Genomic DNA, 15,600 nt, shown 5'->3' with positions numbered 1-15,600 from the left:
GCGACGCTGCCCGCGCGAGCACTCCGCAGGTCCGGGTCGGCACCCCTGCGGAACCCCTCTGACCTGGGAAAACTGGTAGGAACGGATCGAGACTCAGCTACCCGCCGACGGCGGGGAGCGGGGTCGATTTCCGCCGGTCACCTGCGCGGTACGAGGGCATCAGGCACGCGGTCCAGAGCCGAACTGCGGCCTCGTCCCTTCCTCCGTGGGTGGCCCACCGCCCCCCGATGAGGGAGAACACGTCATGTCCCTGGTGCACCGTCTCCACCCACGGACGGCCTTCGTCGCCGCCCTGCTGTTGCTCGCCGGCCTGCTCGTCGCCCCCACCCCCGCCTCGGCCCGCGACCCCGGGCGGTCCGCCCCGCCGGCCCGGGCGTCCACACTCCACCGCCCGCTGCCGGCCGCGCCGACCGCCACCGTGGCGGCCCGGCCGAAACCCCCGCCGGCCCCGGCCGCACCCACCGCCACCCGCTTCCGCACCACGGCCACGGTCACCTGGAAGGCGCCGGCCTCGCCGGACACCGCCATCACCGGGTACGCGGTGACCGCCTACCGCGACGGAAAGAAGATCCGCTCGGTCTCCTTCGACGCCTCGAAGACCAGCCGGAAACTCTCGGGGCTGGCGGCGAAGGGTCGCTACACCTTCACCGTGGCGGCGAAGAACGCCGCCGGGACCGGCCCGGCCAGCCCGCGCTCGAAGGCCGCCAAGCTGCTCGCGCTGCCGGCCGCCCCGACCATCATCGCGGTCACCGCCGACACCGCCTCGGCCGTGCTGAGCTGGACCCCCGGCCCGGACGGCGGCTCGCCGATCACCGGCTACCAGGTCACCCCGTACGTGGCCGGGGTGCCGCAGGCCGCCCAGACGTTCGGCCCGGCCACCACCAACACGGTGACCGGCCTGACCCCGACCACCACCTACCGTTTCACCGTGGCCGCCCGCAACGCGCAGGGCACCGGCCCGGAGTCGCCGCTGTCCGAGGCGGTCACCGCCAACGTGTCGCCGACGCTGCTGTTCGACGCGCCGACCGCCGCCACCGTCGGGGTCGCCTACACCGCCACCCTGAACGTCACCCACGGCGTGCCACCGTTCACCTGGTCGGTGGCCTCCGGCGCGCTACCTCCCGGGTTGATCCTCAACCCGGTCACCAACGGCATCTCCGGGGTGCCGACCACGGCCGGTGACTACCCGGTGGTGATCCGGGTGGTCGACGCGACGGCCAGGTCCGGCACCCGGCTGATCGTGTTGACCGTCAACCAGGCGCCCGTCCTGAACTTCCCGGCACCGCCGTTGGCCGAGGTCGACGCGATCTACGCCGACCTGCTCACCGTCGTCGGCGGCACCGCGCCGTTCGTCTGGGGGCTGGCTGACGGCGCGCTGCCACCCGGGCTGACCCTCGATCCGGCCACCGGGCTGATCTCCGGCCGGCCGACCGTTGCCAACACGTACCCGGCCACCATCCGGGTCACCGACGCCAACGGCTTCACCGCCACCAGGCTGATCCGGTTGGTGGTGCAACCCAGGAGCGTGGTCACCCTGACCGCCTCTACCAACGTCACCACCTTCGGCACCCCGGTGCACTTCGAGGTGGTCATCGGGCCGGGCCAGGCCGACGGGACCGTGACGCTGATCGACGAGGAACCCAACGGGGTCGAGGCGAGGCTGGGGACGTTCCCGGTGGCGCTGAACCGGTCCTCCTTCGACCTGCAAATGCCGGCGTTCGGTCTCAACGTGTTCCGGGTGCAGTACGACGGGGTCGACCCCAACGCCGAGGCAGTCTCGAACAAGGTCGCGGTCGAGGTTTCCGCCGCACCGGGCCAACTGGAGATCAACCAGTTCGCCCAGTCCGGCCTCACCGGTCTCAGCGACCAGTACATCACGGTCACCAACACCACTCAGCTCGACCTGCCGATCGCCGGGTTCCGGATCGAGGCCCCCGGCGGTGTGGTCGTCGTCATCCCGGGCAGCGCGCGAACGCTCCCACCGCGTCGCGGGTTCCTGGTGGTGGGCCCCACCTACTCCTTGCCCAACATCCAGCCCGATCTGGTCGTGTCAGGTCTGGGTCAGGACGGCCTGCGACTGGTCGCGCCGGACACGGCGCACACTGTCACCGACTCGGCCGGCTCCACGCCGGGCTTCTTTGAGGGCACCCCGCTGCCGGCCTTCGGCAGCCCACCGTTCGTGCCCTATGCCTGGAACCGGCTGCTCGTCGGTGGCAAGCCGCAGGACACCAACGACAACGCGGCGGACTTCCGGCTGGTGGCGACCGTGCTCGGCCCGATCAACGGGGTGCCGTCGGCATTGGGCACCCCGTCGCCGCAGAACAGTCTGGGCACCTACCAGCAGAACAACGCAATGCAGTCGACGCTGCTCGACCCGGGCGTGGCCCAGGGCGTCGCTCCCAACCGGGTCCGGGTCAACGGCAGCCCGGGAACGTTGACCATCCGGCGCACCATCACCAACCGGTCCAGCGCGCCGATCACCCAGGCCCGGGTCAGGATCACCAGCCTGAGCCAGGAGAACGGGGCACCGCTGCCCGGCGGCTCGTCCCCGGCCATCCACTCCAACCTGCGGCTGGTCAATCCGGTCAACCCGACCAGTTCGATCACCATCAGCACCGGGGAGACACTGCTGGTCTGGAACCTGTCGATGGACGCGCCGGCCACCAGTCCGCCCGGCGGTGGGCTGGCCACCACCTTGAACATCCCGTTCGACCTGGGTGGTCTGCGGCCGGGCGGACAGGTGCACATCGCCCTCACCTTCGCCGTCGACACGCCGGGCACGTTCTGGATCGCGTACGACATCGACGCCCTCGGCACCGGTGACACCCCGACCATCGCGGGCACCGGGAAGACGGCCACGAAGGCGAAGTCGGCCAAGCAGCGGGCGCTCGACGCCCGCCGGCTGGCCGAGTCCACGAAGTTGAGCCTGATCACCGGCACCGTGCGCTGAGGCGTCGTCGTCGGGCTGCGGGTGGCGGGTCACCGCGACCGCCACCCGCACCGCCCCGGCGGCGACCGTCGTTGACCAGGACATGAACGGGGGAGCGATGGCACCGACCGGACGGCCCGTCTACGGCCTGTGCGTGCACGGGCTGGACGAGGTCGAGGAACTCGCCCCGGCCGGCAGCCGCCCGGGGTGGCCGTCGGTGCGGATCCGGCAGACCACCGCCGCGCCGCCGCCATCGGCCCCCCTCGACCTCGACGGCGGGGTACGGGTCCTCGCCGACGGGCGCACCCTCGCCGTGGACCGGCGGCGCGGCACCGCCACCTTTTACGGGCCGCCGCTCGCACCCGACCTGCTCGCCCACCCCTACCTCGCCCCGGTGGCGACCGTCTTCAACCGGTGGGCCGGCCGGGAGACCTTCCACAGTGGCGCGTTCGTGCACGCCGGGCGGGCCTGGGCGGTGGTCGGCCCGCGTACCGCCGGCAAGAGCAGCCTGCTCGCCGCCCTGGCCGCCCGGGACGTGCCGGTGGTCGCCGACGACATCCTGGTCGTCGACCACACCGAGGTCCACGCCGGTCCGCGCTGCGTCGACCTGCGGGAACCCGTGCCGGGGCCGGCACTGCCCACCCGGACGGTCCGGGCCGGTGACCGGCTGCGGGTAGCCCTGCCGCCGATCGCCGAACGGACCCCGCTGGGCGGCTGGCTCTTCCTCGGCTGGGGCCCGACGCCGGCGGTGACGCCGGTGCCCCCGGCCGAGTTGCTGGCCCGGCTCGCCGGATGCCGGTCCTGGCGCGGGCTGCCCACCGACCCGGCCGCACTGCTGGGCCTCGCCGCCCTGCCGGCGTGGGACCTCACCCGGCCGCGTGACTGGGCCGCGTTCGGGCCGACCCTGCGGTTGGTCGAGCGGACCCTCACCGCCGCGCGGGCCGTGGCGGCGTCCCGGTGACCGCACCGCGGGCCACCAGCGTGGCGGTCCGGCACCTCGCCCTCGACGCGGCCGCCGTGGCGACCAGCGCCCGGCTGGCCGACCGGGGGGTGCCGGCCGTCCTGCTCAAGGGGGCCGGACTGGCCCGTCGGCTCGGCACCGAGGGCAGCCGGGTCTACTCCGACGTCGACCTCCTGGTCGCGCCCGACGACTACGACCAGGCGGGGCGGATCCTCACCACGGCGGGCTTCCGCAGCGCTTTGCCGCCGGGCCGCCCCGATCCCCGGCTGCTCTGGCACGAACGTCCCTGGCACGCGCCCGGTCCGGTGCCGCTCGTCGTCGACCTGCACCGGGGTTTCCACGGGGTGGGCGACCCGCAGGCGTTCTGGACCCTGCTGTCCGCGTCGGCGGAGTCGCTGCCGCTGGCCGGCGGCACGGTGGCCGTCCCCGACGTGGCCGCCACCGCCCTGCTGGTCGCCCTGCACGCCGCGGCCCCGGGTCGGTCCGGCCGGCCGTACGCCGACCTGCTGAGGGCGTTGCGGGTCTTCCCGGTCGAGGTGTGGCGGGCGGCCGCCGTGCTCGCCGGGCAGACCGACGCGGTGCCGGCGTTCGGCTTCGGGCTGCGTCTGGCGCCGGGGGGCGCGGAACTGGCGGACCGCCTCGGCCTGCCCCGGCGGACGAGCCGGACGCAGTGGGCCGCCGTGCGCCGGGTCTCCGGCCCCGCCTACGTGCTGGCCCGGCTCGCCGAGCTGCCCGCGGGACGGGACCGGTGGCGGCACCTGGTGCCGTATCTTCTGCCGCCGCCGACCGCGATGCGGCACGGCAGCCGGCTGGCCCGGCGTGGTCCGGTCGGTCTGCTGGCCGCGTACCTGCTGCGTTTCGCCCGGCAGGTCGCCAGCCTGCCGACGGCGGTGCGGGAGCTGCGGACCGCGACCCGGTTGGCGCGGCGCTCCGGCCATGGCTGACCGCCGCCGGTCGATCCCGCGTGCCGTGGCGCGCGCGCTGCGCCGGGGCGGCCTGCCGGCGGTCCGGACGGCCCTCTGGGCGGGCCGGGCGGTCCGTCAGGCCCGCCGGCAACTCGCCCGGCACGGCCTGACCGACCTGAGGCTGCCGGCGCCGCCGCCCGACGCCGCCGCCCACCGCGCGGTGGTGTTCGGCGTGCTGCGGCGGACGGGGGCCACCTGCCTGGAACGCTCCCTGGTGCTGCAACGCTGGTACGGCGGTCAGCGGGTCGCCCGGACGGTCGTGATCGGGGTGACCGCCCCGAGCGCCGGTTTCCACGCCCACGCCTGGCTCGACGGTGACACCGACGCCGAACGGGAGGCCATGGTGGAGATCCTCCGTCGGCCCACCCCGCCGGACTGGCTGGGCCGGGTGGGCCGACGGCGGTCACGCCCCCGCTAGCAGGCCGTGTCGGTGCAGGTCGTCGAGGAAGGCCGTGACATCGGCGCTCGCCCGCTCCCGGTCCACGGCGGCGTCGTCCATCAGGGTGGTGACCAGGTCGTGCTGGGTCGCGCCGTCGACCAGGCGTTGCCACAGCAACGCCGCGCGGCGGTCGAGCCCGAAGTAGACGGACCGGGCGGTGTCCAGGACGACCACCTCGTCGCCGGCCTGCCGCCAGGCCACCCGGGTCGGATCCACCCGGTGCACGCCTTCCCGCCGGCTCATCCACCCACCTCCGCGTCGGCTCCGGACCGCCGCCCGCCGGCCGGCGGCACGGTCTGCGGCGGGCACCCGGGGGCGGGGGTGGTCGCGAGCCAGAGCTGCTGGACCAGGGCGGCGGTGCCGCCGGGGATCGGCCAGCGGGACCAGGTGTCACGCAGCGCGGTCACGTCGACCAGCTCCGGAACCGCGCCGGTGCCGTCCCAGGAGCGGACGAACTCCCGGGTCGGGGTGCGCAGGAAGACCTCGCGGAAGTGGGCCTTGCGCCGGGGCGCGGTGATCTCGGCCGGCAGGGTGTCGCCGACGATCTCGGCGAGCAGCCCGTCCCGGGAGGTGCGGTGCCGCTTGCCGGCCAGGGCGGTGAGCGCCGCCAGGAAGCCGTGGTCGAGCAGCGGGTGCACCGGGGTGACGCCGTGGTCCTCGGCGACGGCGGTGAAGGCCGAGCGGGTGATCACCAGGTCACGGCGGCGGGCGTGCCAGGCGATGCGGGGGCCGAGCCGGCGGGGTTCGGCCCGCTGCTCGGCCCGCACCGCGCGGTCGACCTGTCGGGCCGTCTCCGCCGGCAGCCACGGGAACAGCCGCCCCGGCCGACGCCGGCGCGGCAGTTCCCGGGCCAGGACGCGGGCCCGGGCCAGGTGGGCGCGGGCCGACCGGGGTGGTGGCCGCCGCCAGCCCGCCAACACCTGGTCCCCGCCGAGGCCGGTGAGCAGGCTTCCGCCGCCGGCCAGCTCCAGCAGCGGCAGGTGCAGGTGCAGGTTCACCGGATGCCGTACCCCGTAGCGGTGCAGGAACCGGCCGGCGACCGGGCCGACCAGGTCGAGGTCGTCGTCGGCCCGCAGGACCTCCCACCCGGCCCCGACGCCGAGGGCCGCGACGACCCGATGCTGCCAGGGTGACTCGTCGGCCCGGGGAGCGCCGGTGAACCGCCAGGTGACCGGGAACGGCTCGGGCAGCCCCTCCCGCCGGGCCGCCCGGACGGCGACGGCGAGAACCAGCGACGAGTCCAATCCGCCGGAGAAGCTCACCACGCACGGCGGCCGGCGCAGCGCGGGCAGCACCGCCCGGTCCAGCGCGGCGAGCGGGTCCGGTGCGGCCGGGGCAACGGTCCGCGGCATCGGCGGGCCCGCGCCCAGCACGGTGCCGGTCGCGATGTCGAACGGGGTCGGACGGGGCATGGGCGGCACCTCAATCGCGGGTCAGGGTCCCCCGGGCGGTGGCGACGCGCAGCGCGCGGCCGAAGACCCAGGTCGACAGGGGCAACAGCAGGAGGGCGGCGGCCAGCAGGGTGAGCGCCGAGGTGCCCCAGGCATCGCCGGCCAGCGCGGCACGCAGGCCGTCCAGCGCGATCCGGCTGGGCAGCACGGCGGTCAGCGGGGGCAGCACGCCGGGGAGCACGGCCACCGGGAAGTACGTCCCGGACAGGAAGGACACCCCGACGACCAGCAACCGGGCCACGGCCTCGCCGTGCCCGGCGGCGACGGCGAACGCGGTCAGCCCGATACCGATCCCCATCATCGCCGCGCTGCCGGCCACCAGGACCACGGCGACCCCCCACCAGTCGGCCCGCCCGGTGTGCAGGCCGAGCAGCGTGTGCAGCAGGAGCAGGTAGACCCCGGCGCGCAGCAGCGCCAGCAGGAACGGGTACGCAGCCGTGCCCACCGCGAGGGCGTACGCCGGCACCGGCTGGGCGGCCAGCAGCTCCAGCGTGCCACTGCGTTGTTCCCGGGCCACCCGGGAGGTCAGCTGGGTGCTCGCGGCCTGGAGCACCAGCATGAAGGTGATGCCGACCGCGACGAAGTCGAAGTAGGTCGTCGCGCCCGGCAGGCGCTGCGCTTGCGGTGCGGAGAACAACCGGGAGATGAACAGGAAAACCAGCAGGTTCACCGCCCCGAACACCAGGTCGAGCAGCAGCGGCAACCGGAGCATCCGGCGTTCGCCCAGGTCCCGTCGGAGCAGGGCGAGCACGGCCCGACCGCCCGCCCCCGGCCCGAGCCGGGGTGCCGGGGCGGGGACGGGCGGAGCCGGGCGGCGGTGCGGGCGCGCGCCGGTCAGCGGCGTCATCCGGCCGCCACCAGGGTGAGCCGTTGCCGGCAGTGCCGGCCGTCGTCGGCGTGGTGGGAGGCGACGACACAGGTCAGCTCCGTCCGCCGGTCGATGCTCTGCCAGAGCAACCGTCGACCTTCCTCGTCGAGGGAGCGCCCCGGCTCGTCGAGGAGCAGGAGCGCGGGGGCGGCGACGAGCGACCGGGCGATGCTGATCCGGGCGCGCATGCCGGCCGAGCAGCGGGCGACCGGCAGGCTGGCGTAGCGGGCGATGCCCAACTCCTCCTCGATCCCGGTGACGGCGGCGGGGACGGCCCGCCGGGGGAGCCGGAGTCGGGCGACGAGCGTGATGTTCTGGTGCGCGGTGAGCTGCTCGTAGAGACCCTGCTCCGGGGCCAGGCACACATCGGTCGCGCGCCGGGCGTCCGGTGAGCCGACCGGGTGGCCGGCGACGGTGGCCTGCCCGGTGCTCAGGGTCAGCGTGCCGGACAGGCACCGCAGCAGGGTCGTCTTGCCGGCCCCGTTCGGCCCCGCCAGGAGCACCCGTCCACCGGCACCGACGTCGAGGTCGAGGTCGCTGAAGACGACGCGTCGACCGAACCGCCGGCCCGCCCCCCGCAGCCGCAGCATCGGAATCCGGTGCCCACCGCCGGCTCAGAGCAGGGAGCCGTCGCCCTGTCCGCCCAGACCGTCGTCGGGGCCGACGGTGCCGCCCTGGGTGAGTTCGGCGAGGGTGCCGAGCCGGGTGACGGTCGGGGGTCGGTAGCCCGGGGTTTCGGATGCGGTGGGGGTGGCGTCGATGTCGCGGAGTGAATCCATGTCAGTTCCTTACTCCGATAGGCGTCTGCCCAGGCTGACCCCGTTTGCGAGATCGAACGGGCAATTTTTGTGGATGTTAGCTTATACACGCATATGTCTACCATCGACATGACCGGCCGGATGTCGCTGGCCCGTCCCCGGAATAAACGCGTCGTCGCGCGAGTGGTCACGGCGGCACGCCGGTGGTTCCTCCGGCCGGGTCGCACCCGGACGGACCTGGCGTCGTCCGGGGCCGTCGCCTGCCGGGGGCCGTTGACCAGCCCGGGTTGTGAGGGCGTCGACGATCCACTGTGCACAGTCCCGCCGGTCTCGGCCCGGGGTGCCGGACGGTCCGTTTCCGGTGCCGTCGCGGCGGTGACGACTTCGGGTGGGGACGGGACGGGGGCAATTTCGACCCACTGTTTCGCTTTCCGCAACCCTTCCTTGCGTCGTGTCGATAATCGAATCGATGCTGCTCGGCGCTGCCCGCTATTCGTCTTTCACTACCTCGTTGCGTATATCGAGAATGCCAGGCTTGAGAGTTGCGCCGGGTTCAGGGCGCGGCATGTCCTACGTTGCTGATTTCGCCTATAGTGCGGCATTGTTGGATTTCCGCCGGTCGGCACGCAGCCCGGGGGAGTGACTGCGGGAGGCACGGATGGCGGGCTATCGGCCGCCTTTGACCCGGCGGTCGACGGCACGACCAGCCGGGGACGCCGATCCCGAGGTCGGGGTGAAGCCACCGCCCTGGCAGCGGTTCACCACGACCGATGTCGACGAGGTGCTCGCCTTCTTCCGGGCGTCCTTCGCCGATGTCAGCATCATGCACTCCGCCGTCGGCGCCGAGGGCGTGCAACTGCGGGGCATGGGCACCATGCTCGGTGATGTCGCGCTGAACGGCCTGCACTACTCGGCCGGTGTCGAGGTGTCCGGCATCGCGCGGGAATTCGTCAGGGTCATCCAGGTGCGCGCCGGACGCCTCGTCGTCACCGACGGCCGGGACACCTACCGCGTGACACCGGGCCACGTGGTGCTGCTGCCCACCGACGTCACGCTCAAGCTCGAGTGCGACGCCCTCGAATCGTTCACCGTCGGACTCCCGACGACACTGATCGAACAGGTCGCCCGGGGCCGGGAGGGCCCCGGGGCGGGGGTGCGCTTCGAGAGCCTCCGCCCGATGTCGCGCGGGCTGGAGCGGCACTGGCTGGGCACCCTGGCGTACGTGCGGCAGGTGGTGCTGGCCGACGACGACCTGGCCGGTAATCCGCTGATCGTCCGGCAGGTCCGGCACATGCTGGCCACGGCGGCGCTGGCGGTCTTCCCGAGCAACTCCAGCGTCCCCCGGCAGCGGGACCCGGGCACCGTCTCGCCGGCCGTCGTACGCCGGGCGATGGACTACGTCCAGGCGCACACCGACCGGTACGTGTCGCTGGCGGAACTGGCCGAGGCCGCCGGGGTGTCCGCCCGGGGTTGCAGTACGCGTTCCGCCGCTACCACGACACCACCCCGGCCCGGTACGCCCGACGGGTCCGGCTGGACCGCGCCCACCGCGACCTGCTCGACGGTGACCCGGCGGCCGGCGACACCGTCGCGGCGATCGCCGCCCGGTGGGGATTCGTGGACGCGAAGCGGTTCGCCACCGACTACCGTGCCGCCTACGGCCAGCCGCCGAGCCACACCCTGCGGTCCTGATCCAGCAGGTCCCGCCACCGGGCGGCCCGGCGCAGCACCGGCCGACGGACCACGCCCGCCGGTGCGCCGCCGGTCGGCGTGTTTGGATGGTCGGGTGGAGTTCACCGTGACAGACGCGCCGGACCGGGAGCGGTTCGAGGCGCGCGACGAGACCGGGGCGCTGGCGGGAGTGGTCACCTACCAGTTGACCGGGGCCATCATCGCCTACACGCACACCGAGGTCGACCCGGCGTTCGAGGGGCGGGGCGTCGGCTCGACGCTGGCCCGCGCGGTCATGGACGACGCCCGCTCCCGGGGCCGTACGGTGGTGCCGATCTGCCCGTTCCTCGCCGACTGGCTGGGCCGGCACCCGGAGTACGCGGACATCGTGGCCCGCTCCACCCGTCGGATCAGGTAGCCCGGCGGCCCGGGGGCGGCTGCCTCCCGGTTGGTGAGCGGGCGTGCGCGCAGCGCATCGGCGGGCGGCGCATCCTTGACGGGGTCTGATTGTTGCGTTGACAATTCCAGCCTGTTAACGCTCACAACGCCGAGGAATCCCCCATGCCCTCCGCAGTTCCCCGGAACCACCACCGCACCCCCACCCCCCGCCGCACCCGCACGGTCGTCGCCGCCACCGTGCTCACCCTCCTCGCCGCGCTGGCCCCCGCCACCTCGGCCCCGGCCGCCGCCGCCGACGTCACCGACGGGCTGCTGCTGCGCTACGACCTCGACCAGCGCACCGGCACCACCGTCGTCGACACCTCCGGCCACGGCAACGACGGCACCCTGGTCGGCGGCGGCACCTGGACCGGCACCGACGGGCTGCTGCTCGACGGCGTCGACGACCACGTGAAACTGCCCGACAACCTGCTGTCCGGCCGCTCCTCGCTCACCGTGGCCGTGGACGTCCTGGTCGACCCGGCACAGCAGACCCCGTACTTCCTCTGGGGCCTGGGCAACCCGGCCACCTCCGCCGCCGGCACCGGCTACCTGTTCGCCAGCGGCGACGCCTTCCGCGCCGGCATCACCACCACCAACTGGGCCGGCGAGAAGGTCACCGGCACCGGCGGCAACCTGCCCCGGGGCGTGTGGAAGTCGGTCGTCTACACCCAGACCGGCACCACCGGCACCCTCTACGCCGACGGCGTGCAGGTGGCCCGCAACACCGCCGTCACCGTGCCGCCCAGCGCCGTCGGCAACGGCGTCACCACCGCCAACCACCTGGGCCGGTCCAACTACGCCACCGACCGGTTCCTCAAGGGACGGGTGGCGAACTTCCGGATCTACGACCGGGCCCTCACCGCCGCAGAGGTCGCGGTGGTCGCGCAACCCGGGGAGTCCGACCAGGACCGGGCCGAGGCGGCCGCCGCCGCCCTGACCCTGGTGCACGCCGACGACGTGCGCGGCAACCTGACCATGCCCGCCACCGGCCGGTACGACGCGACAGTCCGCTGGCGTTCGGCCCGACCCGAGGTGGTCGCCGCCGACGGCGTGGTGCGTCGTCCGGCGCACGGCACGGGCGACACGACGGTGCCGGTGACCGCCACGGTCACCGTCGGCGCCGGCACCGTCGAACGGACCATCACGCTGACCGTCCGCGAGCTGCCGGCCCCCGCGCCGTACGCCGGCTACGCGTTCAGCTACTTCACCGGCAACTCCATCGCCGGGGAGAAGATCTACTTCGCCGCCAGCCGGGGCAACAACGCCCTCCAGTGGACCGAGGTCAACGGCGGCCAGCCGAAACTGGAGTCGACCCACGGCACCCGGGGCCTGCGCGACCCGTTCCTGATCCGCAGCCCGGAGGGGGACCGGTTCTTCCTGATCGCCACCGACCTGTCGATCGGCCGTAACGGCGACTGGGACGCCGCCCAGCGCCGGGGCAGCCGCTACCTGGAGGTGTGGGAGTCCACCGACCTGGTCAACTGGTCGGCGCAGCGGCACGTCGAGGTGTCCCCGCCGACCGCCGGCAACACCTGGGCACCGGAGGCGTACTGGGACGCCGAGCGCGGCGAGTACCTGGTCTTCTGGGCCTCGAAACTGTTCGCCGAGAACGACCCGGAGCACACCGGCAACACGTACAACCGGATGCTGGCCGCCACCACCCGCGACTTCGTCACGTTCAGCCCGGCGACGATCTGGCAGGACCGGGGCGAGTCGCGGATCGACTCCACGATGATCCGCGAGGGCGACACCTACTACCGGTTCACCAAGGACGAGGGCGGCGGTGGCACCGGCTGCTCCGACATCATCCAGGAGAAGTCCCCCTCGCTGACCGCCGTGGACCTGCCCGGCCGACCCGCCTGGACGATGCTCGACTCGTGCATCGGCCGCGACGCCGGCACCTCCGCCGTGGAGGGGCCCACCGTGTTCAAGGCCAACCCCGGCGACACCTCCGGCTCGCGGTACTACCTGTTCGTCGACGAGTACGGCGGCCGGGGCTACATCCCGCTGGGCACCGACGACCTGGCCAGGCCGAACTGGAAGGTGCCGGCCTCCTACCGGCTGCCGGCCAGCCCCCGGCACGGGACCGTCATCCCGGTCACCCGCGCCGAACTCGACGCGCTGACCGACGCGCCGCCCCCGGTGGCGGCCAACGCCGACGGGGTGGTGGCCCACTACCGGCTCGACCAGGCCACCGGTGGCACGGTCACCGACGACTCCGGCAACGGCCACCACGCGACCCTGGCCGGTGACGCCCGCTGGGACTCGGGCAGCCTCACCCTCGGCGGCACCGACGGCCACGTCGACCTGCCCGACAACATCATGTCCGGGCTGGACGAGATCACCGTGTCGATGGACGTGAACATCGCCGCCGACCAGGCCACCCCGTACTTCGTCTGGGGGCTCGGCAACACCGACTCCGCAGGCGTCGGCAACGGCTACCTGTTCACCACCGGCAACGACTACCGGACCTCGATCAGCCTGGGCAACTGGACCGGCGAACAGACCGTCACCGGCGGCCGGGCGCTGCCCCGGGGGGTGTGGAAGACCCTGACGTACACCCTGAACCGGGCCGGCACCGCCCGGATCTACCTGGACGGGGTGCGGGTGGCCGAGAAGACCGGGCTGACCCTCGCGCCCGGCGACATCGGCGGCGGCCGGACCACCGCCAACTACCTGGGCCGCTCCCAGTACGCCAGCGACCGCTACCTCAAGGGCCGGATCCGCGACTTCTCCCTCTACAACCGGGCGCTCACCGACGCCGAGGTGGCCGCGCTCGGCAGCAACGGCACCAGCGTCGTCGCCGTCGAACTCGACAGCCTCAAGGTGCCGGCCGTCGTGGACGCCGCCAGCGGCACGATCACCCTGCCGGTCCGGCCGGGCACCGACCTGACCAGCCTCGCCCCGCGCTACCTGGTCGCCCCGACCTCGACGGTCAGGCCCGCCGGGCCGCGCAACTACACCCGACCGGTGACGGTCACCGTCACCAGCGCCGCCGGGGCCAGCCGGGCCTGGACGGTGCGGGCGGTGCCGATGAACACCCCGGTGCTGCCCGGGTACAACGCCGACCCGAACATCGTCCGGTTCGGCGACACCTACTACATCTACGGCACCACCGACGGCTTCCCCGGCTGGGGCAGCTCGACGTTCACCGTGTGGTCCAGCCGCAACCTGGTCGACTGGACCGGCCACGACACCATCCTCGACCTCGGCCCGGACGTCAGCTGGGCGGACACCAACGCCTGGGCGCCGGCCGCGATCGAGAAGAACGGAAAGTACTACCTGTACTTCTCGGCCCAGCAGAACATCGGCGTGGCGGTGGCCGACTCGCCGCTCGGGCCGTTCGTCGACCCGCTCGGCCGGCCCCTGGTGAGCAAGGCCGACTACGGCAACGCCCAGCAGATCGACCCGGCGGTCTTCACCGACGACGACGGGAAGAGCTACCTGTACTGGGGCAACGGCACCCCGTACGTGGTCCCGCTGAACGACGACATGATCTCCTACGACGTCGCCCGGCGGGTCCGGCTGACCGGGCTCACCGGCTTCCGCGAGGGCCTGTTCCTGCACAAGCGCAACGGGGTGTACTACCTGTCCTGGTCGATCGACGACACCGGCAGCGAGAACTACCGGGTCGGCTACGGCATGGGTGCCAGCCCGCTCGGGCCGTTCACCAGCCGGGGGGAGATCCTCACCAAGGACCCGGCCCAGGGCATCCTGGGCACCGGGCACCACTCGATCGTCCAGGTGCCCGGCACCGACGACTGGTACGTGGCGTACCACCGGTTCGCCATCCCGGGCGGCGACGGCACCCACCGGGAGACCACCATCGACCGGCTGTACTTCGCCGACGACGGCACCATCAAACCGGTGGTGCCCACCCTGACCGGGGTGGAGCCGCTGCGCTACCGGGGCGGGCAGCCCCGGCTACGGATCACCGACCCCGGCGCCGACGGCTGGTACGGCGCGAACGCCGCCCTCACCCTGGCCCACGGCGAGCTGATCCGGCTGGTGGAGTACCAGATCGACGGGGGAGGCTGGTTCCCGTACCGGGAGCCGGTGGCCCTGCCCGCCGGCCGGCACACGATCGAGTACCGGGCGCAGGGGGTCAACCTGCTGTGGAGCACACTTTGGGCGACGTCGGTGCAGGTGGACGGGGTGGCCCCGACCGCCGGGGCGACGCTGGTCGACCGGGCGCTCGTCGTCACCGGCCGGGACACCGACTCCGGGGTGGCCCGGGTCGAGTACCGGCTCGACGGTGGAGAGTGGACCACCTGGACCGGGCCGGTGCCGCTCGACGACCTGGCGCACGGGATCCGTTACCGCGCGGTCGACGTGGCCGGCAACGTCGGCGAGGTGGCCGTGCTGCGGGTGCCGGCGGTCCGGTAGCCGCCGGCCGGACGCGCCGCCCGATCGTGCGTCGGGCGGCGCGTCCAGCACCTCCTCGGGGTGGGCCACGTCGTGGCCGGGCAGCAGGGCGGTGGGCACCACCACCAGGGCGACGCCGTTGGCGGTCCGGGCGACGGGCGGCGGGCACAGCGCGCCGACCGTCCACACGGCGATGAGGACCGCGAGGAAGTCGGGGACCGCCATGCCGGTCAGCGGCCGGGGCGCGATGCGACTCCGTCATCTCACATGCCGGTAGGCGGGATGGACCGGCGTCCGGACGCCTGTCGTTCGATCACCGCCGATGCGCCCGAAGTCCGTTCATGATGTCGGGCCCGTGCCCGGCGGATCTCCTCCGCGCCGGCAACCCAGCGCGCCGCGCCCGCCCGGCCGGCGGTTTCCCCGGCGTCGGGCCCGGGGTCGTCGGCGCTGCGGGCGACGGGGCCCGGGGACGGCCCGGCGGCCACCGGAGCGCGGCCGGCGAGCAGGCGCGACCAGCGGTGGACCTGGTCGGCCCAGGAGTCACCCGCCGGCAGCAGGTGCAGGTGGAAGCGGGGGTGGCGGGTCAACCAGCCCCGGACCGCCGGGGCGTCGTGCAGCGCCGGGTCGTCGGCGACCAGGTGCACCTCCAGGTCGGCGGGCACCGCCCGGTCCACCGCCACCAGGAACCGCCGGTACGCCCCGGCGCGCCGGGGCCGGTCCGGGACGGCCCCGCCGGCGGCCACGAGCTGCTC

The 15,600-nt window shown here is 73.9% G+C and carries 12 protein-coding genes and 2 pseudogenes; 8 read left to right on the top strand and 6 right to left on the bottom strand.

What is annotated here, in order from left to right:
• Positions 1-244 precede the first annotated feature (244 nt).
• The 4 genes from H1A17_RS06950 to H1A17_RS06935 all read left to right on the top strand — a co-directional run bounded on the left by H1A17_RS06950 (position 245) and on the right by H1A17_RS06935 (position 5,273).
• Complete coding sequence (locus tag H1A17_RS06950; RefSeq protein ID WP_194821415.1) at positions 245-2,950, top strand: fibronectin type III domain-containing protein; 2,706 nt, start codon at positions 245-247, stop codon at positions 2,948-2,950.
• Between the two features lie 97 nt (positions 2,951-3,047).
• A complete protein-coding gene (locus tag H1A17_RS06945) occupies positions 3,048-3,890 on the top strand; it encodes a hypothetical protein (RefSeq protein WP_194821414.1) in 843 nt (280 codons plus the stop codon).
• The gene (locus H1A17_RS06940) at positions 3,887-4,834 is read left to right on the top strand and encodes a nucleotidyltransferase family protein (RefSeq protein ID WP_168222475.1); all 948 of its coding nucleotides are present in this window, start codon (positions 3,887-3,889) and stop codon (positions 4,832-4,834) included. Before H1A17_RS06945 ends, H1A17_RS06940 begins: the two co-directional genes overlap by 4 nt.
• Positions 4,827-5,273 carry a lasso peptide biosynthesis B2 protein gene (locus H1A17_RS06935; protein WP_194821413.1) on the top strand — a complete coding sequence of 149 codons (447 nt, stop codon included), beginning with the start codon at positions 4,827-4,829 and terminating at the stop codon, positions 5,271-5,273. The genes H1A17_RS06940 and H1A17_RS06935 overlap by 8 nt, the downstream gene beginning before the upstream one ends.
• On the opposite strand, the gene H1A17_RS06930 is transcribed toward H1A17_RS06935, so the two are convergent.
• From H1A17_RS06930 to H1A17_RS06915, 5 genes are read right to left on the bottom strand one after another with little or no spacing between them, the layout of a single operon-like run.
• Positions 5,259-5,537 carry a PqqD family protein gene (locus H1A17_RS06930; protein ID WP_145919574.1) on the bottom strand — a complete coding sequence of 93 codons (279 nt, stop codon included), beginning with the start codon at positions 5,535-5,537 and terminating at the stop codon, positions 5,259-5,261. The genes H1A17_RS06935 and H1A17_RS06930 overlap by 15 nt on opposite strands.
• Positions 5,534-6,706, bottom strand: coding sequence for an asparagine synthase-related protein (locus H1A17_RS06925; protein ID WP_194821412.1), 1,173 nt, complete (start codon positions 6,704-6,706; stop codon positions 5,534-5,536). Before H1A17_RS06925 ends, H1A17_RS06930 begins: the two co-directional genes overlap by 4 nt.
• A 10-nt stretch (positions 6,707-6,716) precedes the next feature.
• The gene (locus H1A17_RS34265) at positions 6,717-7,592 is read right to left on the bottom strand and encodes an ABC transporter permease (protein ID WP_145919576.1); all 876 of its coding nucleotides are present in this window, start codon (positions 7,590-7,592) and stop codon (positions 6,717-6,719) included.
• Positions 7,589-8,203, bottom strand: a complete 615-nt coding sequence (locus tag H1A17_RS34260; protein ID WP_228543051.1) for an ATP-binding cassette domain-containing protein — start codon at positions 8,201-8,203, stop codon at positions 7,589-7,591. The genes H1A17_RS34265 and H1A17_RS34260 overlap by 4 nt, the downstream gene beginning before the upstream one ends.
• 24 nt (positions 8,204-8,227) lie before the next feature.
• Positions 8,228-8,392 (bottom strand): lasso RiPP family leader peptide-containing protein, encoded by a 165-nt coding sequence (locus H1A17_RS06915; protein ID WP_194821410.1) that lies wholly within the window; start codon positions 8,390-8,392, stop codon positions 8,228-8,230.
• 637 nt (positions 8,393-9,029) lie between these two features.
• Here H1A17_RS06915 and H1A17_RS35810 point away from each other — a divergent pair.
• The 4 genes and pseudogenes from H1A17_RS35810 to H1A17_RS06895 all read left to right on the top strand — a co-directional run.
• Positions 9,030-9,665 (top strand): annotated as a pseudogene (locus H1A17_RS35810) (hypothetical protein); the annotation flags it as partial.
• Positions 9,666-9,841: 176 nt separating this feature from the next.
• Positions 9,842-10,063 carry a helix-turn-helix domain-containing protein gene (locus H1A17_RS35805; protein WP_375372794.1) on the top strand — a complete coding sequence of 74 codons (222 nt, stop codon included), beginning with the start codon at positions 9,842-9,844 and terminating at the stop codon, positions 10,061-10,063.
• A complete protein-coding gene (locus tag H1A17_RS35800; protein ID WP_375372793.1) occupies positions 10,020-10,460 on the top strand; it encodes a GNAT family N-acetyltransferase in 441 nt (146 codons plus the stop codon). Before H1A17_RS35805 ends, H1A17_RS35800 begins: the two co-directional genes overlap by 44 nt.
• Before the next feature lie 143 nt (positions 10,461-10,603).
• The gene (locus H1A17_RS06895) at positions 10,604-14,869 is read left to right on the top strand and encodes a family 43 glycosylhydrolase (protein ID WP_194821409.1); all 4,266 of its coding nucleotides are present in this window, start codon (positions 10,604-10,606) and stop codon (positions 14,867-14,869) included.
• A gap of 242 nt (positions 14,870-15,111) precedes the next feature.
• Here H1A17_RS06895 and H1A17_RS06890 read toward each other — a convergent pair.
• Positions 15,112-15,600: pseudogene (locus tag H1A17_RS06890) on the bottom strand (hypothetical protein); the annotation flags it as partial.

It is taken from the genome of Micromonospora sp. S-DT3-3-22 (assembly GCF_015354745.1).
GTDB classification, from domain to species: Bacteria; Actinomycetota; Actinomycetes; order Mycobacteriales; family Micromonosporaceae; genus Micromonospora; species Micromonospora wenchangensis.
This window is presented reverse-complemented; position numbering and strand designations above follow the sequence as displayed.